Origin of the sequence: Buttiauxella cochleicola (assembly GCF_021283185.1) — a bacterium.
Taxonomy (GTDB): Bacteria; Pseudomonadota; Gammaproteobacteria; order Enterobacterales; family Enterobacteriaceae; genus Buttiauxella; species Buttiauxella massiliensis.
In genome coordinates, this window is the sequence record NZ_JAJSOS010000004.1 from 316533 (window position 1) to 336287 (window position 19755).

General features: G+C 50.7%; 21 protein-coding genes. 9 read left to right on the top strand and 12 right to left on the bottom strand.

The window, feature by feature from the left end:
- Positions 1-4: 4 nt before the first annotated feature.
- The gene (locus LVQ76_RS08595; RefSeq protein ID WP_232921418.1) at positions 5-1258 is read right to left on the bottom strand and encodes a CmpA/NrtA family ABC transporter substrate-binding protein; all 1254 of its coding nucleotides are present in this window, start codon (positions 1256-1258) and stop codon (positions 5-7) included.
- 334 nt (positions 1259-1592) lie between these two features.
- Positions 1593-2786 (bottom strand): nitrate- and nitrite sensing domain-containing protein, encoded by a 1194-nt coding sequence (locus LVQ76_RS08600; RefSeq protein WP_232921419.1) that lies wholly within the window; start codon positions 2784-2786, stop codon positions 1593-1595.
- A gap of 71 nt (positions 2787-2857) precedes the next feature.
- Between LVQ76_RS08600 and LVQ76_RS08605 the strand changes: the two genes are divergently transcribed.
- Entirely contained in the window at positions 2858-3211 is a 354-nt protein-coding gene (locus LVQ76_RS08605) for a DsrE/DsrF/TusD sulfur relay family protein (protein WP_232864401.1), read from the top strand.
- 262 nt (positions 3212-3473) lie between these two features.
- Positions 3474-3719, top strand: coding sequence for a DUF1883 domain-containing protein (locus LVQ76_RS08610; RefSeq protein ID WP_154150083.1), 246 nt, complete (start codon positions 3474-3476; stop codon positions 3717-3719).
- Positions 3720-3780: 61 nt separating this feature from the next.
- On the opposite strand, the gene LVQ76_RS08615 is transcribed toward LVQ76_RS08610, so the two are convergent.
- Positions 3781-4476, bottom strand: coding sequence for a gamma-glutamylcyclotransferase (locus tag LVQ76_RS08615; RefSeq protein ID WP_232903937.1), 696 nt, complete (start codon positions 4474-4476; stop codon positions 3781-3783).
- 292 nt (positions 4477-4768) lie between these two features.
- Positions 4769-4999 (bottom strand): putative cation transport regulator ChaB, encoded by a 231-nt coding sequence (chaB, locus tag LVQ76_RS08620; protein ID WP_232864399.1) that lies wholly within the window; start codon positions 4997-4999, stop codon positions 4769-4771.
- 280 nt (positions 5000-5279) lie between these two features.
- On the opposite strand from chaB, the gene chaA reads away from it, so the two are divergent.
- The gene (gene chaA, locus LVQ76_RS08625; protein ID WP_232864398.1) at positions 5280-6383 is read left to right on the top strand and encodes a sodium-potassium/proton antiporter ChaA; all 1104 of its coding nucleotides are present in this window, start codon (positions 5280-5282) and stop codon (positions 6381-6383) included.
- A gap of 91 nt (positions 6384-6474) precedes the next feature.
- Here the strand turns inward: chaA and kdsA are convergent, their stop codons facing one another.
- The 6 genes from kdsA to hemA are packed head-to-tail and all read right to left on the bottom strand — an operon-like array spanning position 6475 to position 11794.
- On the bottom strand, positions 6475-7329 hold the full coding sequence (gene kdsA / locus LVQ76_RS08630) for a 3-deoxy-8-phosphooctulonate synthase (protein ID WP_151995668.1): 855 nt from the start codon (positions 7327-7329) through the stop codon (positions 6475-6477).
- Positions 7330-7369: 40 nt separating this feature from the next.
- Complete coding sequence (gene sirB1, locus LVQ76_RS08635) at positions 7370-8179, bottom strand: invasion regulator SirB1 (protein WP_151995667.1); 810 nt, start codon at positions 8177-8179, stop codon at positions 7370-7372.
- Between the two features lie 3 nt (positions 8180-8182).
- Positions 8183-8572 (bottom strand): invasion regulator SirB2, encoded by a 390-nt coding sequence (gene sirB2 / locus LVQ76_RS08640; protein WP_151995666.1) that lies wholly within the window; start codon positions 8570-8572, stop codon positions 8183-8185.
- Positions 8573-8589: 17 nt separating this feature from the next.
- Positions 8590-9420, bottom strand: a complete 831-nt coding sequence (prmC, locus tag LVQ76_RS08645; protein ID WP_232864396.1) for a peptide chain release factor N(5)-glutamine methyltransferase — start codon at positions 9418-9420, stop codon at positions 8590-8592.
- A complete protein-coding gene (gene prfA, locus LVQ76_RS08650; protein ID WP_151995664.1) occupies positions 9420-10502 on the bottom strand; it encodes a peptide chain release factor 1 in 1083 nt (360 codons plus the stop codon). The genes prmC and prfA overlap by 1 nt, the downstream gene beginning before the upstream one ends.
- A gap of 35 nt (positions 10503-10537) precedes the next feature.
- Positions 10538-11794, bottom strand: coding sequence for a glutamyl-tRNA reductase (hemA, locus tag LVQ76_RS08655; RefSeq protein ID WP_151995663.1), 1257 nt, complete (start codon positions 11792-11794; stop codon positions 10538-10540).
- A 205-nt stretch (positions 11795-11999) separates the two neighbouring features.
- Between hemA and lolB the strand changes: the two genes are divergently transcribed.
- From lolB to dauA, 4 genes are all read left to right on the top strand, one after another.
- A complete protein-coding gene (lolB, locus tag LVQ76_RS08660; protein WP_232921420.1) occupies positions 12000-12623 on the top strand; it encodes a lipoprotein insertase outer membrane protein LolB in 624 nt (207 codons plus the stop codon).
- Positions 12623-13492, top strand: coding sequence for a 4-(cytidine 5'-diphospho)-2-C-methyl-D-erythritol kinase (ispE, locus tag LVQ76_RS08665; RefSeq protein WP_151995662.1), 870 nt, complete (start codon positions 12623-12625; stop codon positions 13490-13492). The genes lolB and ispE overlap by 1 nt, the downstream gene beginning before the upstream one ends.
- Positions 13493-13614: 122 nt before the next feature.
- Positions 13615-14562: a ribose-phosphate diphosphokinase gene (gene prs / locus LVQ76_RS08670; protein ID WP_008454180.1), complete on the top strand. Its 948-nt coding sequence runs from the start codon at positions 13615-13617 to the stop codon at positions 14560-14562.
- A gap of 174 nt (positions 14563-14736) precedes the next feature.
- Positions 14737-16410 (top strand): C4-dicarboxylic acid transporter DauA, encoded by a 1674-nt coding sequence (dauA, locus tag LVQ76_RS08675; protein ID WP_232921421.1) that lies wholly within the window; start codon positions 14737-14739, stop codon positions 16408-16410.
- A gap of 55 nt (positions 16411-16465) precedes the next feature.
- On the opposite strand, the gene ychH is transcribed toward dauA, so the two are convergent.
- Positions 16466-16744, bottom strand: a complete 279-nt coding sequence (gene ychH, locus LVQ76_RS08680; RefSeq protein ID WP_034455878.1) for a stress-induced protein YchH — start codon at positions 16742-16744, stop codon at positions 16466-16468.
- 275 nt (positions 16745-17019) lie between these two features.
- Here ychH and pth point away from each other — a divergent pair, with 275 nt between their 5' ends.
- Together pth and ychF are read left to right on the top strand one after the other, a co-directional pair.
- Positions 17020-17607, top strand: coding sequence for an aminoacyl-tRNA hydrolase (gene pth, locus LVQ76_RS08685; protein ID WP_232864394.1), 588 nt, complete (start codon positions 17020-17022; stop codon positions 17605-17607).
- A 134-nt stretch (positions 17608-17741) separates the two neighbouring features.
- On the top strand, positions 17742-18833 hold the full coding sequence (ychF, locus tag LVQ76_RS08690; protein WP_232921422.1) for a redox-regulated ATPase YchF: 1092 nt from the start codon (positions 17742-17744) through the stop codon (positions 18831-18833).
- Positions 18834-19025: 192 nt separating this feature from the next.
- On the opposite strand, the gene LVQ76_RS08695 is transcribed toward ychF, so the two are convergent.
- Positions 19026-19517, bottom strand: a complete 492-nt coding sequence (locus LVQ76_RS08695) for a hypothetical protein (protein ID WP_232921423.1) — start codon at positions 19515-19517, stop codon at positions 19026-19028.
- Positions 19518-19755 lie beyond the last annotated feature (238 nt).

Here is a 19755-nt window from a genome sequence, read left to right on the forward strand (position 1 = left end):
CCCCTTAACGTTTATGAATGGCGAAACTTGCGGCGTAGGCGGCAGGGTCGCTGCCGTTCCAGGTGCTTCCATCCATCAGCGTGCTGGTGCGCATTGGGCTGGCTGGCACGGAAACGTTGCCCACGGCGGTGGCGGCTTGCTGATAGATGTCGATACGGTTGATGCGTTTGGCGACGGCGAGGTAATCGGGGTCGGCTTCGAGCAGGCCCCAGCGGCGGTGCTGGGTCAGGAACCACATGCCGTCGGAAAGCCACGGGAAGGTGACTTCGCCGTCGCGGAAGAAGCGCATGGCGTGGTCGTCCTGCCATTTTTTGCCGATGCCGTTGTCGTATTGCCCGAGCATGCGCCCGGTCAGGAAGTCGGCTTTGGTGTTGAGGTACGCACGTCCGGCGAGCACATTGGCGGTTTCGCGGCGGTTTTCGTCGCTGGTATCAATCCAGCGCGACGCCTCAAGAATGGCCGCCACTAAAGCGCGTGCGGTGTTCGGGTTTTGTTCAACCCAGGCGCTGCGCGTGCCGAGGATTTTCTCCGGGTGATCTGGCCAGATGGATTGCGAGGTTGCGGCGGTAAAACCGATGCCGTCGCTAATGGCGCGTTGGTTCCACGGTTCGCCCACGCAGAAACCCTGCATATTGCCGATGCGCATGTTCATCACCATTTGCGGCGGCGGAACCACCACAGTGCGCACGTCGGTAAACGGGTTGATTCCCGCCTGCGCCAGCCAGTAATAAAGCCACATCGCGTGAGTGCCGGTCGGGAAGGTATGGGCGAAGGTAAAACTGCCCGGCTCTTTGCTGGCGACTAGCTTCTTCAGGCTTTGCCCGTCGGTGACGCCTTGCTTCGCCAAATCGCTCGAGAGGGAAATCGCCTGGCCGTTGTTGTTGAGCGTCATCAGGTTGGCCATTGGCTCTTGTTTTCCGGCGATACCCATTTCCAGGCCGTAGACCAGGCCGTATAAAACATGGGCGGCATCGAGTTCACCGGAAACCATTTTGTCGCGCACCGCGGCCCAGCTCGCCTCTTTGCTCGGCACGATGGAGATGCCGTATTTCTTGTCGAAGCCTTTGACCGCCGCCATGACGACCGAAGCGCAGTCGGTAAGCGGGATAAACCCGACTTTGACCACGGTTTGTTCAGGTTTGTCGCTCCCCGCCGCCCACGCGGAATTCATCATGCCTGGCAGCAAATACGCACCGCCTAATGCCGCACCCGCCTGTAAAAATCGGCGGCGCGAGAGGGTTATGGTTTTGTGGCTCATCGGCTTCTTCCTGATAGAAAGGTAAAAAAAAGCGCCCAACAATGTGGGTCAGCACATTGAAGGACGCCTTTGTCCAACCGGAACCACACCGCCATTGGCGCGATTCAGGTCAAAGTAATTTTCATAATGAGTGTTGCAACTCGCGTGCCAGATTCAAGATCACCCCTTTAAACCCTTTAGATTTCGTGGTGCAGGAAGGCGGCGAACTTACGAATCCTCAGGAGCTTACTAAAGTAAGTGACTGAGGTGAGTGAGTGAAGCCAACGCATCTGCAACGTGAAAGATGAAGGGTTTTGCACTACGGAAAGGCAGTTTACGCCCACTGTTTGTGCACCTACTCCTTAGTGGGTAGCCGCCAGATGTCTGCCACGGAAACCATCGCGCTCGCCACATCCACCATGCGTTTGTTCTGGTTCATCGCCATTTTCCGCAGGGTTTGCCACGCCTGTTCTTCGCTGTAACCTTGATGGCGAATGAGCAACGCTTTGGCCTGGTCGATAACTTTGCGTTCCTCAAGTGTTGCCTGAAGCGAGGCTAACTGTTGCGCCATGGTTTCAAGCTGCTGTGCCTGCTGGCGCACCAGCGGCAAAAGATGGCGGTCAAAATAGCGTTCCCCATCGTAGCCACCGTGCCCGGCGACCCAACTGGCGATGTCGCTTTCCACCGGTTCTGTTTGCTGCAAAACCTGCCCGAGCGCCTGCTGCGCCTGGAGCATGACGGCGTTGATAAGCGCATCTTCCACGTTTTTCAGGGCGTCGATTCGCGTGGTTAATAGCGCAAACCAGCGCAAGGCGCGCTGCGGTTCATCTGCAGCTTGCAGCCGGGTGCAGGCGATGCGCCGGAGCCGTTCGGTTTCGCGGCAAGGTTCACCGCAGGCCAGAAATTGCTGGCGCAGTGGCAAATCGACCATGCTGCAAAAGGCGTCAAAACAGTGCTGCTGGCTGTCAATTCTATCGACCAGTTGCTGGCGCAAGGTGTCGCTAAATTCCCCCTGCATGAAACCGAGCGCGCCAATCGCCCGCTCCTGCCCCGCCAGTTCTTTACCCTGCATAAAGCTGAATAACGCCGCCAGCGCTCGCGCCACACCACTGTCATCAACCACGTTGCTGGTTTCAGGAACAATACTCAGTAGATGGCGCAGCGTGATGTTGAACTGCTCCATCGCATTGAGCGGCTGAATCTGTTGGACGGTAATCTGCGTTCGCAGCGCGGGCAGTTGCTCAAAGTAATGCAGCGCGCATGCGAGGCTGACAAACAACGCGCTTCCTGGCAGGTAATCCGGTTCGGCGATTGCCCGGCGAAAAAGGCCTAATTCGGTATCCACTTCCTGAATGCAAAGCTCGCGTTCGGCGGCAAACAACCTGCCCCGGGAACACAGCCAAATGTTGGAAGCCCCGCGCTCGCGTTGTAGCATGTGAGCGAGCCTGGCGATGCAGCCGGTGAGTTCACCGATTTGCAGAATATCCTGCAATTGCTCGCGCCCACGGTTTCGGGCGGCCAGTAAAAAATCATGGGCGGTGGCCTTCATAAAATACTCCTGAGCGGCAACGGATAATGTAGAGAAGCAAAAGTCGTGCCGTCGGGTGCTAAGGAGAAAAAATGCAAAAGATTGTGATTATTGCCAACGGGGCGGCATACGGCAGTGAATCGCTGTTTAACAGCCTGCGCCTGGCTATTGCGCTATGCGACCAGCAGCCGCAGCCGGAAGTGAAAATGTTTTTGATGTCTGACGCGGTGACGGCTGGCCTGCGCGGCCAGAAGCCCGCCGAGGGCTATAACATCCAGCAAATGTTGGAGATTTTAACCGCGCAGAATGTGCCGGTGAAATTGTGTAAGACCTGCACCGACGGGCGCGGCATCACTGCTTTGCCGTTGGTGGATGGCGTTGAGATTGGCACGCTGGTTGAACTGGCGGAGTGGACACTGAGCGCCGATAAGGTTTTAACGTTCTAATAAACGAGCTTATAGCTCTGGGCTGAAACCAAATTTAATGATGACCTGACGCTAATTCTCCGTATAAAAAACCGTCAGCTGAATGGTTTCAGGTGCATCTGCATTTTTGTTTAATCGTTATGGCATTTTTTGATCAAAGTCAGCATTTGTGAAGCTGGGGTCTGGTGTTATGCATGAAGTGTAATTTGTGAGCAGCGTCACTGATTGCAAGGATAACCCGGCGCATGGATGTCTAACTTTGATGTGATAGCGGAGTATAAAAATGCCAGTAGTGAAAGCCAGTTTGCATCTTTTTGGCGGTGACACCGTGGTGGTTCACTGTTCAAACAAAAGCCATATTCATTTGATGAGCGACACCAGTTCTGCGGGTAAACCACAGGCCGATATTCTGAGTGTGGAAGATAAGCAGTCTGCTTATTTGACGGTACCTTACAGCGGGACGTGGAAAGTGTTGATTGATAGCCACAGTAAATCTCTTGAGCACTCAATCAGTTATGTAGCCGCATAAAAACCTCATCCCGGCCCTCTTTTTGAGGGCTACTTTTTTGCAGGATGAGGCTTAGAAATGGTCAGGCAAAGCCAGGCTGAAACTCCCCATCCTCACCTTTCGGTTGTAACCAATCTCTGACTTTATTCACTAGTTCATCAAGACAATCATCGTGCATGCCCCGCTTTATCAGTTCTTGTTCAAGTGAGAACAGATACTGTGCGTTGGTGCCCAATGGGCCACTGGCGGCGGCAATCAGCGGCGCGATAATGTCAGCACGTGTGTCAGCTTCATAGAGTGGATGACGCGGGTCCATAATAAACACCAGCGCATTCACCACGCGACCATCATCCAGCTCGAGTTTGCACCAGGTAGGCAAATAACAGCCGGTGATCATCTCACGCTTCCACACCAGCGTCAGTTCGTCTTCAAGAATGGCTTCTGGCAAGCGGTAAGCAAGCCCTGTAGTGCGCCCGCCTTCTTTTAGGGCGAGCATGCGACCAGGCTGGCATGCAGTGCCGCGCCCTGCCGTTAAACGCAGACAAAAGGCACGATGCCAGCCAACAAGTGTACCTGCCGCTGAATCTTCATATTCAAATGCAGGGTTCCACATCAGAGAACCATAGCCAAAAATCCATACGGGACTGCTATCGGGACGGCAAGCGAGCGTCGCGGCGAGTGATGCCGAGCGCTGCTCAGGGGTCCACAACAGCGATTCCTCTATGGAACCAAAAGCTGTCTTACAATCTGCTTTAATTAAGAAATCACGCGTTAACACCATACACCTCCGCCACTGCATACTTCCGTGTTAATACGTCAGATGCGCCTTCCGGGCTTTTGACTTTTTTATAACCCTCATTCTTCAATCCACAGGGGTGTTGGCGCTCTCGCTTACCTGTGAATCGAATTATGAAGGTTATTTATAAAGCAACATATCTGTGAACATAAGCAATTAGCGGGACGCTGGCAAGTTTGATGACGATCACAAAACAACAAAAATGTCATATTAACTTGCCATACTGGAGTGTGCTGAGAAGTTTGAAGATGAATATCAATACATTATGTAAGGTTTAGTTTTTCTTATGCCATTTATCATCATCACCCTTTTGGTAACTATGTTTCACAGCCGCCCACGCAACTTTATGGGCAGTTTCTTCACGACTGGCATCATCCCGCCGGTCTTCTTTATCTTTGTACTCATCCCACGCGCTGTTAAAGGCCTCTTTGTAAATATCCTGAGCATGCGCGGGAAGGACATTTTGCACGCTTTCCGGGAGGTCACTTCGGGTTTTATAAGGCATCACGTTATCCAGAATCAGGGAAACTTAAAGTGTGAAACACGAGGACCAATCCTGCCAGTTAAAATCAATAATTGTATTTATGACAAACACATCCTTATGTTTTGTATTGCTTAATATGAGTAAACAGCCATTTTCACTCATCAGAAATACTATTGTTATCTAAGCGGTAAAACTGAGTAAATTTTCTCAGAAAACGCCCGTTCTTTGCTATTTTAACGGGGATATAATGTCCGACTATAATCAATAAATAGCTTAATGCCTGCACAGATGGAGATGCATTTTGACCAAAACACAACATGAGGCGGTGAAAACCCGTCATAAGGAGAGTTCGCTCATTTTCCCGGTATTAGCGCTGGTCGTTCTGGTGATGTGGGGAGGAAGCCAGTCTTTACCGGCGGTGATAGGGATCAACATTCTGGCCCTGGTGGGCATCTTAAGTAGTGCTTTTAGCGTGGTTCGTCATGCTGACGTGCTTGCGCATCGTTTAGGTGAACCTTATGGTTCTCTCATTCTTAGTCTTTCGGTAGTTATTCTCGAAGTTAGTCTCATTTCTGCATTGATGGCGACCGGCGATGCCGCGCCAACACTGATGCGTGACACGTTGTACTCCATAATTATGATTGTGACGGGGGGTCTGGTCGGTTTCTCACTTCTGCTGGGCGGAAACAAATTCGCGACGCAATATATGAATCTGTTTGGCATCAAACAGTACTTAATTGCTTTGTTCCCACTAGCCGTCATTGTGCTAGTGCTTCCAACTGCATTGCCAGAAGGTAACTTTAGTACCGGGCAGGCATTAATGGCTGCGGCCATTTCCGCTGCAATGTATGGCGTGTTCTTACTGATTCAGACCAAAACACATCAGAGCCTGTTTGTTTACGAGCATGAAGACGAGGCTGACGATGATGACCCGCATCATGGTAAACCATCGGCACACAGCAGCACCTGGCATGCTATTTGGTTGATCGTGCATCTGATTGCAGTAATTGCCGTCACCAAGATGAATGCTATGCCGCTCGAGTCATTGCTGAGCACTCTGAATGCGCCAGCGCAGTTCACGGGATTCCTGATCGCTTTGCTAATTCTCTCGCCGGAAGGTTTAGGGGCGTTGAGAGCGGTATTGAATAACCAGGTTCAGCGCGCAATGAACCTGTTCTTCGGCTCCGTGCTGGCAACGATTTCACTGACGGTTCCGGCCGTGACGCTGATTGCTATGCTGACGGGCAACGATCTGACCTTTGGTTTAGGAATGCCTGAGTTAGTCGTGATGTTGACGTCGCTCGTGTTGTGTCAGATTTCATTCTCGACCGGGCGTACAAATGTCCTCAACGGCACCGCGCACCTTGCGCTGTTTGCCGCTTATTTGATGACGATATTTGCCTGACGGGTCAGCATCATAAAAAAAGCCCTTATCGTGAGATAAGGGCTTTTTGTTTTGGCGGCTAACAGCAACGCCATACGCGATTAATTCATTCTTACTTGCTGGTATCCAGCGGCTCGAAGTTCTTCACCAGGTCATCAATAGCTTTGATTTGCTGAAGGAACGGCTCGAGTTTTGCCAGTGGCAGTGCTGAAGGACCGTCGCATTTCGCGTTTTCTGGATCCGGATGCGCTTCGATAAACAGACCAGCAAGGCCAGTCGCCATACCCGCACGTGCCAGTTCAGCAACCTGAGCACGACGGCCACCAGATGCTGCGCCAAACGGGTCGCGGCATTGCAGCGCGTGAGTCACGTCGAAGATGACCGGTGAGCCATTAGACACTTGTTTCATCACGCTAAAGCCCAGCATGTCAACTACCAGGTTGTCATAACCGAAGTTTGCGCCACGGTCACACAGGATAATCTGGTCGTTGCCACCTTCGTGGAATTTATCAACGATGTTCCCCATTTGACCAGGGCTTACGAACTGTGGTTTTTTGACGTTGATAACCGCGCCAGTTTTCGCCATCGCTTCAACCAGGTCAGTCTGGCGAGCAAGGAAAGCAGGCAACTGAATCACATCAACCACATCCGCAACAGGTTGCGCCTGGCTTGCTTCATGAACGTCAGTGATGATTTTCACGCCGAAAGTTTGCTTCAGCTCCTGGAAAATCTTCATCCCTTCTTCCAGGCCGGGACCACGATAAGAGTTGATGGATGAACGGTTGGCTTTATCGAAAGACGCTTTGAATACGTAAGGGATGCCCAGTTTCTGGGTCACAGTGACATAGTGCTCACAAATACGCATCGCCAGGTCACGTGATTCCAGCACGTTCATGCCGCCAAACAGTACAAATGGCAGGTCGTTTGCGACGTTAATATCGCCAATGCTTACGACTTTCTGTTTCATCTTAATCTCGCCTTGTTGGGAAACATTTAAAAATTTGGCATCAGTGCAGAGTGATCTGTTTTTGCGAAATAGAGTTAATTTGCGCTTTGATCATCTCGCTTATCGGGTCTTCCGGGCACTGCTCAACAAAATAGCTGAGGTCGTTGAGTGCCACATGTTCGCAATCGAGCTGAGCATATATCAAGCCACGGTCACGAATTTCATAAGGATCTTCCGGGTTAAACTGGAGCAAAGCTTCGCTGGTACGCAGTGCCAACTCCATCTGACGCTCTTCCATCAGCGCGGACTTCATGGTGTCGAGTAATTTTCGCACCACTTCCGCGTTGTCTGCTTCATCTAAATCTTCATCAAACAGCTCGGCTGTCGGCCCGACATTACCCTTGAGCCACACTTCCAGCGTGTGTTCGTTGAGCGTGTCACCATTGAATGGGTTAATGAGCCACATTTCACCGTCCATCCAGTCGCCGCGTAAAATCAGCTGAGTGGGGAAAATTACCGGATTCAGTGGGATATCAAGACGGTCGGCTATCCACAATAAAATAGCACCCAGCGACACTGCACTGCCCTGACGCTTGGTCAGTACATTATCGAGCCACAGGGCATCGGATAAACGGTAAACGCCGCTGGAGTCTTTAAAACCCCAGGTGCCATAAAACAGTTCGACTAATTTTTCGAGCTGCACATCCTGGTGTAGACCTTCGCAGATCTCTTCACGCGCCAGGCTCGCCAGGCTTTCCAGTTGTGCTCGCACTTCTTGCGCCGGGAAATCATCACGGATCAGCTGCGAGACTAAGATCATGCCCTCGCATAACGGCGCCTGATTGAATTCGAAATCGGCTAACGACCTCATGACTTACCCCAGTAATGGTATTTTTGTGGTGGCGAGTTTAATGATGATGTAAAGCACCACCAGGGCCAACAGAAAGGCAAACCACCGAATCTGTTGGCTGCGTGGGCGTTTGCCCAACACGATAAACCCTAAAACGATATAGATAATAACGCCAAATAGCTTCTCAGTCAGCCATGCACCTTGTGGCGTGAAGGGATAGAAATGCGTAATCATCACAAGAGCAACGCCGCTGACCAGCAACACGGTGTCATTCACATGCGGCACAATGCGCACCCAGCGCTTGTTTGACATGGCTGATTCGCGGTATTGCCACCAGTAGCGTAAAACGAACAGACTCACGGAAATGAAGACCGTCAGAATATGCAAATGCTTGAGCGCGAAGTAAGTTGCCATTTTGCTCAGTTCCTTATTTAGAAATAGCGTCCTACTGTCAGGCGGTCATTACCACCGTAATCCTGACAGCTTTGTATCTCGGTATATCCTGCTTGTGTAAACAAGTCGCGAACTTGCGCAGCCTGAAGCCAGCCGTGTTCGAGCAATAACCAACCGCCAGGCTCAAGAAAATTGCGAGCTGATTCCACAAGAACACGTAGATCAGCCAAACCGTGATTATCTGCCACCAGAGCGCTACGCGGTTCAAAACGAACATCACCCTGTGAAAGATGCGGGTCTTCCTCGTCGATATAAGGCGGGTTGCTGACTATCACGGAGAAACGTTGGGTATTGAGCGCACTAAACCAATTGCTTTGCAAGACCTTAACATTGGTTATTCCGAGGCGGCTCGCATTATCACGCGCAAGTTCTACCGCCTCAGGAATTAGATCAAGTGCTATCACTTCACAATCCGGGCGCTCGCTGGCAATCGCCAGAGCAATTGCTCCAGTACCCGTGCCTAAATCCAGCACGGAACATGCGGCTGCGGGCATCCTTGCGAGGGCTTGTTCGACAAGGCATTCCGTATCCGGGCGTGGGATAAGCGTCACTGGAGAGACACGCAGCGGCAGCGACCAGAACTCACGCTCGCCCACCAAATGCGCGATAGGCTCCCCCTTCACACGGCGCGCCAGCAAAACATCCAACTGTTGCTGTTGCTGCGCGGTCAATTCGGTTTCACCGAATGCCAGAATAAAGGTTCGCGCTTTCCCGCAGACAAAACCCAGCAGGATTTCCGCATCACGACGCGGGCTTTCACTATCCTCAAGCTGGGCAATTGCCTGTTTTAACCAGTGTTGAAAATCCATTAGTCCTGCTCAGATAGCGCCGCTAATTGGTCTGCCTGGAACTCCTGCACGATAGGTTCAATAAGACCGTCGAGCTTGCCTTCCATCACTTCATCCAGACGATATAAGGTCACGTTGATACGGTGGTCGGTTACGCGGCCTTGCGGGAAGTTATAAGTGCGGTTTCGGTCTGAACGGTCACCACTGCCAAGCAGGTTACGACGCGTTGACGCTTCTTCCTGCTGACGTTTAGCCATTTCGGCGGCACGAATGCGTGAGCCCAACACCCCAAGCGCTTTCGCTTTGTTTTTATGCTGGGAGCGTTCGTCCTGGCACTCAACCACAATGCCGGTTGGCAAGTGGGTAATACGGATGGCCGAGTCGGTGGTGTTAACGTGCTGGCCGCCCGCACCCGAGGAGCGGAAGGTATCGATACGTAAATCGCCTGGGTTGATATCTGGTAATTCCGCTTCAGGAATCTCTGGCATTACCGCAACGGTACACGCTGAAGTATGAATACGGCCCTGGGATTCGGTCGCTGGAACACGCTGTACGCGATGGCCACCGGACTCAAACTTCAGACGACCATAAACACCGTCACCGCTGATTTTAGCGATCACTTCTTTGAAGCCACCGTGCTCGCCTTCGTTAGCGCTAAGAATTTCGACTTTCCAGCGACGCGACTCCGCATAACGGCTGTACATGCGGAACAAGTCACCAGCAAAAATTGCCGCTTCATCACCACCCGTACCAGCGCGCACTTCAACAAACGCGTTACGCTCGTCATCCGGGTCTTTTGGCAGCAACAACACTTGCAGTTGTTGTTCTAATTCTTCGCTGTCGCTTTTAGCCTGGTTTAACTCTTCTTGCGCCATTTCGCGCATTTCTGGGTCGTCGAGCATACTTTGTGCGGTTTCAATATCTTCCTGCACCTGGCGCCATTGCAGGAAGCAACGGGAAACGTCGCTTAACTGGGCGTATTCGCGGGACAACGCGCGGAAACGGTCCTGGTCGGCAATGGTGGATGCATCTCCAAGAAGCGCCTGAACTTCTTCATGGCGCTCTTGCAGGGCTTCTAGTTTGGCAACGATAGAAGACTTCATGGGCGGTGTTTCACCTTGTAATAAGAGTTTATTTGCTAATCCAGCCCGAGGCTGTTGCGCAGAATCTGCAGGCGTTCTTCATCCCCGTCACGGGCAGCCTGCGTGAGCGATTTGGTTGGTGCGTGGATCAGGCGGTTGGTTAATTTCCACGCCAGATCCTGGAGAACGGTTTCGGCATCGGCACCCTGTTGAAGAGCGGCGATAGCTCTGGCAGCCAGGTCATCACGAACCTGTTCAGCCTGACTGCGATATTCACGGATGGTCTCTGTGGCGCTTTGCGCGCGTAGCCAGGCCATAAATTCACTGCATTCCTGCTCAACGATAGTTTCGGCTTCAACTGCGGCAGCTTTGCGCTGCGCAAGATTGCTTTGAATGATCGCTTGCAGGTCATCAACGCTGTAGAGATAGGCATTCGGCAGTTTGCCGACTTCGGGTTCTACGTCGCGTGGAACGGCAATATCAACTAATAAAAGCGGTTGGTTACGGCGAGCTTTCAGGGCGCGTTCTACCATCCCTTTGCCAATAATAGGCAACGGGCTGGCAGTGGAACTGATAATAATATCGGCTTCTTGTAACCGTGAATCGATGTCACTCAGGCTAATAACCTCTGCACCAACTTCATCTGCCAGTGCTTGAGCGCGTTCGCGCGTGCGGTTGGCGATGATCATTTTCTGGACATTGTGTTCGCGCAAGTGGCGTGCGGCCAGTTCAATTGTTTCACCCGCACCGACCAATAAAACAGTGACAGTCGATAAGGATTCAAAGATTTGACGTGCCAGGGTACAGGCCGCGAAGGCTACGGATACCGCACTCGCGCCGATCTCGGTTTCGGTTCGTACGCGCTTGGCAACCGAGAAGGATTTCTGGAACATGCGCTCCAGTTCGTTGGAAAGCGAATGTCCTTTCTGAGAATCTGCGAAGGCTTTTTTGACCTGCCCTAAAATTTGCGGCTCGCCGAGCACCAGGGAGTCAAGACCGCTGGCAACGCGCATTAAATGCGTTACCGCTTCATTATCGTGATGCCAGTAAAGGCTTTTACGCACTTCCTCTTCTTCAAGGTTGTGGTAGTTACAAAGCCAACTCACTAGTTTTTCGTGGAGGTTTTCCTGCTCTTCAACACTTAGATATAGCTCGGTACGGTTACACGTCGACAGCACCACCCCACCCTGTACCATCGGCTGTTCGAGCAGGCTGTTCAACGCCTGGTCGAGCGAATCCGGCGAAAACGTAACACGTTCTCGCAACGATACTGGAGCTGTTTTATGGTTGATGCCAAGAGCTAAAAGGGTCATTGAGCGACTGTGAGTAATACCGACGTTGATAAGGATTAACTCGGCGCATCATACAGGATGCGCGCAGTCAATAAAAGGGAGCCACCCCTTGGGGAGTATCGTCGCAATTCATGATTTAAGACAACTTGAACGTAGACGACCTCGCTATGCGCCGCTAGCATAAACAGTTAACAACTAAAATTAATGAGAAGGATCCGTTGCCACTATGTTTATGACGAAAGCCCGTCTGCTGCGCCTTGCGCCACTGGCAAGCCTTGTTTTGGCTGCTTGTTCTATTCATCAACCAAGCGGTCCGGCAAAAAGTCCTGACTCTCCGCAATGGTTACAACACAAGCAAAAAGTACAAAAAATCACCCAATACCAGACGCGTGGTGCTTTTGCTTATCTTTCCGATAGCCAAAAAGTATATGCGCGTTTCAACTGGCAACAGACTACGCCAGAACGCTATCGCTTGCTGCTGACTAACCCATTAGGCAGCACGGAGCTTGAACTGAATGCGCAACCGGGCGTTGTACAACTAACCGATCGCAATGGTAAAAAATACGTCGCTGATAACGCCGAAGAGATGATTGGCAAATTGACCGGGATGCCAATACCGCTCAACAGCCTGCGCCAATGGATTCTCGGCCTGCCAGGTGAGGCGACCGACTATAAAATCGACTCGCAATATCGCCTGAGTGAAATCAACTACACCCAAGACGGTAAAACCTGGAAAGTGGTTTACAGTGATTATGACGACAAGGTGCAACCTGCCCTGCCATCTAATATGGAACTGCGCGAAGGGGACCAACGCATCAAACTCAAAATGGACAGCTGGACGGTTAAATAATGAGAAAGCGTTGGCCATCACCGGCAAAACTGAACCTTTTTTTGTATATCACGGGTCGTCGTGAGGACGGCTATCATAATTTACAAACTTTATTTCAGTTCCTAGATTATGGCGACACAATCACCATTGAGCCGAGAAACGATGGTCAAATTCGTCTTGCGACACCAATAGAAGGCGTGGCAGATGAAGAAAATTTGATTGTCCGCGCCGCCCGATTATTGCAAGACAGGGCATTACTGATGGGCACCTTACCACAAGGTGCTGGAGCCGATATCAGCGTTGAAAAACAGCTGCCGATGGGTGGCGGTTTGGGTGGTGGTTCGTCAAACGCGGCAACAGTTCTGGTGGCGCTTAACCATATCTGGAACACCGGCCTGACTGAAGATCAGCTTGCTGCACTGGGAGTGACTCTCGGTGCTGATGTGCCGGTATTTGTCCGTGGGTTTGCCGCTTTCGCAGAAGGTGTTGGTGAGAAGCTTACGCCGGTTTCACCAGCGGAAAAATGGTACCTTGTTGCACATCCTGGAGTCAGTATCCCTACTCCGGTCATTTTTAAAGATCCTGAGCTACCACGAAACACCCCGATCAGATCAATTGACACGTTATTAAACTGTGAATTTGGTAATGATTGTGAGGTTATCGCAAGAAAACGTTTTCGTAAGGTTGATGAGCTGCTTTCCTGGCTGTTAGAATACGCGCCGTCGCGCCTGACCGGCACCGGCGCTTGTGTGTTTTCTGAATTTGACACCGAGGACGCTGCCCGCCAGGTGCTTAAGCAAGCCCCGGAATGGCTGCATGGGTTTGTTGCGCGAGGCGTTAATGTCTCCCCGCTGCATCAGGCCATATCCGGGCAAGCTGAGTATTGGTGACAACGTCACCTTGTTTCAGACGTTGCATCAAGCTCTTTATACACCGCCTGGATGGCGCTACCCCGCCCGCATAAGCTGCGGTAGTACCATCCGCCACTGGACGCATGCCTGAGGTTTTTCTCGTGCCTGATATGAAGCTTTTTGCTGGTAACGCCACCCCGGAACTAGCACAACGTATTGCCAACCGCCTGTACACCTCACTTGGTGACGCCGCCGTCGGTCGTTTTAGCGACGGAGAAGTAAGCGTACAAATCAACGAAAATGTACGCGGTGGTGATATTTTCATCATCCAGTCCACCTGTGCACCAACGAATGACAACCTGATGGAATTGGTTGTTATGGTAGACGCCCTGCGCCGTGCTTCTGCAGGTCGTATCACCGCTGTTATCCCTTACTTTGGTTATGCTCGTCAGGATCGCCGTGTGCGTTCTGCCCGTGTGCCGATCACCGCGAAAGTGGTTGCTGACTTCCTCTCAAGTGTTGGGGTTGACCGTGTTCTTACCGTGGACTTGCACGCAGAACAGATTCAGGGATTCTTCGATGTACCTGTAGATAACGTCTTTGGTAGCCCAATCCTGCTAGAAGATATGCTGCAAATCGGCCTGGAAAACCCAATCGTGGTTTCTCCAGATATCGGTGGCGTTGTGCGTGCTCGTGCTATCGCAAAACTGCTCAACGATACCGACATGGCTATCATCGACAAACGTCGTCCTCGCGCTAACGTTTCTCAAGTTATGCATATCATCGGTGATGTATCTGGCCGTGATTGCGTACTGGTAGACGATATGATCGATACCGGCGGCACTCTGTGCAAAGCAGCTGAAGCTCTGAAAGAACGTGGTGCTAAACGTGTGTTTGCTTACGCAACTCACCCGATTTTCTCTGGCAATGCGGTTCACAACCTGCGTAACTCCGTTATCGACGAAGTTATCGTATGTGACACCATCCCACTGTCTGATGAAATCAAAGCACTGCCAAACGTCCGCACCCTGACACTGTCCGGTATGCTGGCTGAAGCAATTCGCCGTATCAGCAATGAAGAATCAATCTCTGCGATGTTCGAGCACTAATAGAACTCGCATAAAAAAACCCGCTGCGGCGGGTTTTTTCTTTTTATAGCATGTTAAGCCACAAGGTAACTGGAGCTGTAGCAAGGTCGCTACGGCGCTAAGTAGTATGTAATTAAGTTTAAGCCTCCTTCACCTGCCTTAATGACAGATGATGCGCTCACGGATGGAATCAAAGTGAAAAACGTATCTTCTTCTGTATTACCGTTCCGCGCTCTGGTAGACGCTTGTTGGCGCGAGAAATACACAGTTTCCCGTTTTAGCCGCGATGTTATTGCCGGTATCACCGTTGGGATTATTGCCATCCCTCTGGCGATGGCCCTGGCGATTGGCAGCGGCGTCGCCCCCCAGTACGGCCTATATACCTCGGCTATCGCCGGGATAGTTATCGCTTTAAGCGGCGGCTCACGCTTTAGCGTCTCCGGGCCGACCGCTGCGTTCGTCGTGATCCTCTATCCGGTTGCTCAACAGTTTGGCCTTGCCGGTTTGCTGATTGCGACACTGATGTCTGGCGTATTTCTTATCTTATTTGGTCTGGCGCGATTTGGCCGTCTGATTGAATACATCCCACTTTCTGTGACACTCGGTTTTACCTCCGGGATTGGGATTACCATCGCCACCATGCAGGTAAAAGATTTCTTTGGTCTGACGCTCGAACATGTGCCGGAACACTACCTGAATAAAGTGGCGGCGTTAGCCATGGCGATGCCAACGATTAATCTCGGTGATGCAGCGATTGGTGTGGTAACGCTCGCCGTGCTGATCCTATGGCCGCGCCTGGGTATCCGTTTGCCGGGCCATTTACCCGCGCTTTTGGCTGGCTGTGCGGTAATGGCGATCGTCCATGCCGCAGGTTTCGACGTGGCGACTATCGGCTCTCGTTTCCACTATGTTTTGGCTGACGGCACGCAAGGCAACGGCATTCCACAATTACTGCCGCAATTGATGCTGCCATGGAACATTCCTGACTCGAACTTTACCCTAAGCTGGGATTCACTTAGTGCCCTGCTTCCTGCTGCATTTTCCATGGCAATGCTCGGCGCGATTGAATCGCTGTTGTGCGCCGTGGTGTTAGACGGCATGACCGGCACCAAACACAACGCCAACGGTGAACTAATTGGCCAGGGGCTGGGCAATATCATTGCGCCATTTTTCGGCGGGATTACGGCTACTGCGGCCATTGCGCGCTCGGCTGCAAACGTGCGCGCTGGAGCAACATCACCTGTTGCCGCAATTATTCATGCGCTGCTGGTGATTATGGCGCTGCTGGTGCTGGCCCCATTACTTTCATGGCTACCGCTTTCCGCCATGGCGGCTCTGCTGCTGATGGTTGCGTGGAATATGAGTGAAGCACATAAAGTGCTGAGCCTGCTTAGGCGGGCTCCAAAAGATGACATCGTGGTAATGCTTATCTGTATGTCGTTGACGGTGCTGTTCGATATGGTCATTGCCATCAGTGTTGGGATTGTACTGGCATCGTTGCTGTTCATGCGCCGTGTCGCGCGTATGACGCGGCTCGCCCCTGTGAATGTCCATACACCGGAGGGCGTCCTGGCGCTGCGTATAACAGGCCCACTGTTTTTTGCCGCAGCTGAAGGATTATTCAATGACCTCGCCCAACGTGTTGAGCAAAACCAGCTGATCATTTTGCAATGGGATGCCGTGCCGGTGCTTGATGCTGGCGGCCTCGATGCGTTTCAACGCTTTGTAGAAAAATTGCCGGATGGCTGCGAATTGCGGGTGACGAATCTGGAGTTCCAGCCTCTAAAAACGCTGGCACGTGCTGGTGTTCAGCCGATTCCAGGTCGTCTTGCTTTCTTCCCGGATATCCATGCGGCTCTGGCTGAATAAGATTTTTGCCAAAAAAAACGGTTCTTAACCAGAACCGTTTTCACTTCCAGACTTTTTAGCTGTGGCGATGATTATCATCACGGCGACAACGTTTATCAAAGTGGCGCACCCACCAATAACGGTCACCAACTTGTTCATGCCCACCAACGCGCGCACCTGCCAGCCAAAGGACCGCACCAACAAATATGCTTAAAACAGCACCGTGGGCGAAATATTGCGGGAAGTTGAATTGAGGGAGTTGGTTTAAAATGGAATAACCAACGCCACCAACCATGACGACAAGCCCCAACCCCATGAAAATGTTGCCGAGTAATGAAGCGTTTTTGCGTTTCATAAGTCACCTCCGGGTGTTGCTGGGTCGGCGGGGGAAATCCCCATTCCTTGTGTGTAAAGTATAGACAACACCGCTTCGGATGATGTGCGTTAGCGATCACAATAACGAATGAAAAAGCTACAAAAATTTACAAATAACTCGCTGAATAGCATCAAATTCTAATGGTTCATTCATTGAACTATTCAAGAATTCAATAGATGACACATTGGCTCTTTGTCATCACGTCTTGAGCGCAGTAAACTACGCGGCTCTGGTCTGTTTTCAGGAAATTAAACGTGAGTATTAAATTAATAGTTGGCCTGGCAAACCCAGGTGCGGAATATGCGGCTACCCGCCATAACGCTGGTGCCTGGTATGTGGATTTGCTGGCTCAGCGCCACAACCAGTCGCTTAAAGAAGAAAGTAAATTCTTCGGCTACACGGCGCGCATAAACCTTGCCGGAGAAGATGTTCGCCTGTTAGTGCCAACCACGTTTATGAACCTTAGCGGTAAAGCGGTCGGCGCGATGGCGACCTTTTTCCGCATTGCCCCCGATGAAATTCTGGTCGCACATGACGAGCTGGATCTTCCACCAGGCGTTGCGAAATTTAAACTCGGCGGTGGCCACGGCGGACACAATGGTCTGAAAGACATCATTAACAAATTGGGTAATAACCCAAACTTTCACCGCTTACGTGTCGGAATTGGCCATCCGGGTGATAAAAACAAAGTTGTCGGGTTTGTATTAGGTAAACCTCCACTTAGCGAACAGAAGCTGATTGATGATGCGGTAGACGAAGCGGCACGTTGCACAGAAGTTTGGCTAAAAGAAGGGTTAACTAAAGCCACCAATCGACTGCATACCTTTAAGGCGCAACCCTAGCCTGAACAACGGCCAACGAGGATTTCTGCGCCCGTTATATGTTGTTTGCGTGTATAATGGGGAAAGTTATGATCATTTTATCAATGAGACATAATCAACTCATTGAATATCAAGTAATTAAGGTAAATTAAACCATGGGATTCAAATGCGGTATTGTCGGCTTGCCGAACGTTGGTAAATCAACCCTGTTCAACGCGCTCACCAAGGCGGGAATCGAAGCAGCAAACTTCCCGTTCTGTACCATTGAGCCGAACACTGGTGTGGTACCAATGCCGGACCCACGTCTGGATAAATTGGCCGAGATCGTAAAACCACAGCGCATTCTGCCAACTACCATGGAATTCGTTGATATCGCCGGTCTGGTAAAAGGCGCATCCAAAGGTGAAGGCCTGGGTAACCAGTTCCTGACCAACATCCGTGAAACCGAAGCTATCGGCCACGTGGTGCGTTGTTTTGAAAACGACAACATCATTCACGTGAATAACAAAGTCGACCCGGCTGACGATATCGAAGTAATTAACACCGAGCTGGCGCTGTCTGACCTCGACACCTGCGAACGTGCTATTCACCGTGTGCAAAAGAAAGCTAAGGGCGGCGATAAAGACGCAAAAGCTGAATTGGCTGCGCTGGAAAAATGTCTACCACAGCTCGAGAACGCCGGTATGTTGCGTGCGCTTCCTCTGACTGAAGAAGACAAAACCGCTATCAAATACCTGAGCTTCCTGACGCTGAAACCAACCATGTACATCGCCAACGTCAACGAAGACGGTTATGAAAATAACCCGTACCTCGATAAAGTGCGTGAAATCGCCGCTGCCGAAGGTTCTGTAGTGGTTGCTGTTTGTGCCGCTGTTGAGTCTGACATTGCCGAACTCGACGATGCTGACCGTGATGAATTCATGGCAGAAATGGGCCTGGAAGAACCAGGTCTGAACCGCGTTATCCGCGCGGGTTACGAACTGCTGAACCTGCAAACTTACTTCACTGCTGGCGTGAAAGAAGTACGTGCCTGGACTATCCCTGTTGGAGCAACTGCCCCACAAGCTGCAGGTAAAATCCACACTGACTTTGAGAAAGGCTTCATCCGCGCACAAACCATCGCGTATGAAGATTTCATCACCTACAAAGGTGAGCAAGGCGCGAAAGAAGCAGGCAAAATGCGTGCAGAAGGTAAAGACTACATCGTTAAAGATGGCGACGTAATGAACTTCCTGTTCAACGTCTAAATAGCTTCTGTTGTCTCATGAGATTTCATTGAATCTCATGAGGACCGACAAATCCCATAAAATCCACGCAATTGCGTGGATTTTTTATTTAATCGTATCTTAGATGATATCGGAAAAGTACATTACAGATGAGTATAACAACGGTATCGATAATGAGGGGTTTAATATCCCCCCATTGCTCACCCTACCGTCTTATACTTTTCCAATAATAGTATTAATATTTTTGATATACATTATTAGAACCATTCCCGCAGCCAGAAGATGCCAGAGATATTCACCATCGCTTGCGCCGGACAGTGTCTGGCTAAACAACATCACACTGGTAACAAATAGAGACGCCACAGCACTTTTCATTAGCCATGGACGGGCATTAGCATCCGTCAGAAACTCCAGTTTCAGAATAGAAACAATAATGAAGAGGAAAGGAAGACACTGAAGAATAATCAAAACAGGGAAAAGTGCATCAAATAGCGGACTTAATACAACATGGGCAACCTGACTCTTATCCCAGGTTCCAACGATGTACTCCTTCCAACCTGCCCAGGTATCCCCATGGTAAGCCGTCTCAGGCGAGATGAGACCGTTGAAAATGCCACAAACCTTATCAATGAACCCGTTTTTAAACCAAAAAATACCAAGGAAAATTTGTACCGGGATAATGTGAAAAGAGAGTTTTTTAAACATATAGATAACATCCTCGCAATACAGATAGAGTGAAGTTAAAGTAATGGCTGGATATTTTTATTAAATAAAAATGCATTAAAGCAGGAGTTCATCCTGAATATTAAGCATACGCCCTTCGAAATTTTAAATACATTATGTGCAATAGGTAAAAATAGACATTATTTTATTCGAGCAATAGATAAAACTGCACATTAGTAAAACGGATAGGAATACGACATCGTTGCACACATTTAAATAA

Coding starts and splice junctions, on each gene's coding strand:
- LVQ76_RS08595 (WP_232921418.1), bottom strand. CDS start 1,258: ATGAGCCACAAAACCATAACCCTCTCGCGCCGCCGATTTTTACAGGCG.
- LVQ76_RS08600 (WP_232921419.1), bottom strand. CDS start 2,786: ATGAAGGCCACCGCCCATGATTTTTTACTGGCCGCCCGAAACCGTGGG.
- LVQ76_RS08605 (WP_232864401.1), top strand. CDS start 2,858: ATGCAAAAGATTGTGATTATTGCCAACGGGGCGGCATACGGCAGTGAA.
- LVQ76_RS08610 (WP_154150083.1), top strand. CDS start 3,474: ATGCCAGTAGTGAAAGCCAGTTTGCATCTTTTTGGCGGTGACACCGTG.
- chaB (WP_232864399.1), bottom strand. CDS start 4,999: ATGCCTTATAAAACCCGAAGTGACCTCCCGGAAAGCGTGCAAAATGTC.
- kdsA (WP_151995668.1), bottom strand. CDS start 7,329: ATGAAACAGAAAGTCGTAAGCATTGGCGATATTAACGTCGCAAACGAC.
- sirB1 (WP_151995667.1), bottom strand. CDS start 8,179: ATGAGGTCGTTAGCCGATTTCGAATTCAATCAGGCGCCGTTATGCGAG.
- sirB2 (WP_151995666.1), bottom strand. CDS start 8,572: ATGGCAACTTACTTCGCGCTCAAGCATTTGCATATTCTGACGGTCTTC.
- prmC (WP_232864396.1), bottom strand. CDS start 9,420: ATGGATTTTCAACACTGGTTAAAACAGGCAATTGCCCAGCTTGAGGAT.
- prfA (WP_151995664.1), bottom strand. CDS start 10,502: ATGAAGTCTTCTATCGTTGCCAAACTAGAAGCCCTGCAAGAGCGCCAT.
- hemA (WP_151995663.1), bottom strand. CDS start 11,794: ATGACCCTTTTAGCTCTTGGCATCAACCATAAAACAGCTCCAGTATCG.
- lolB (WP_232921420.1), top strand. CDS start 12,000: ATGTTTATGACGAAAGCCCGTCTGCTGCGCCTTGCGCCACTGGCAAGC.
- ispE (WP_151995662.1), top strand. CDS start 12,623: ATGAGAAAGCGTTGGCCATCACCGGCAAAACTGAACCTTTTTTTGTAT.
- ychH (WP_034455878.1), bottom strand. CDS start 16,744: ATGAAACGCAAAAACGCTTCATTACTCGGCAACATTTTCATGGGGTTG.
- ychF (WP_232921422.1), top strand. CDS start 17,742: ATGGGATTCAAATGCGGTATTGTCGGCTTGCCGAACGTTGGTAAATCA.
- LVQ76_RS08695 (WP_232921423.1), bottom strand. CDS start 19,517: ATGTTTAAAAAACTCTCTTTTCACATTATCCCGGTACAAATTTTCCTT.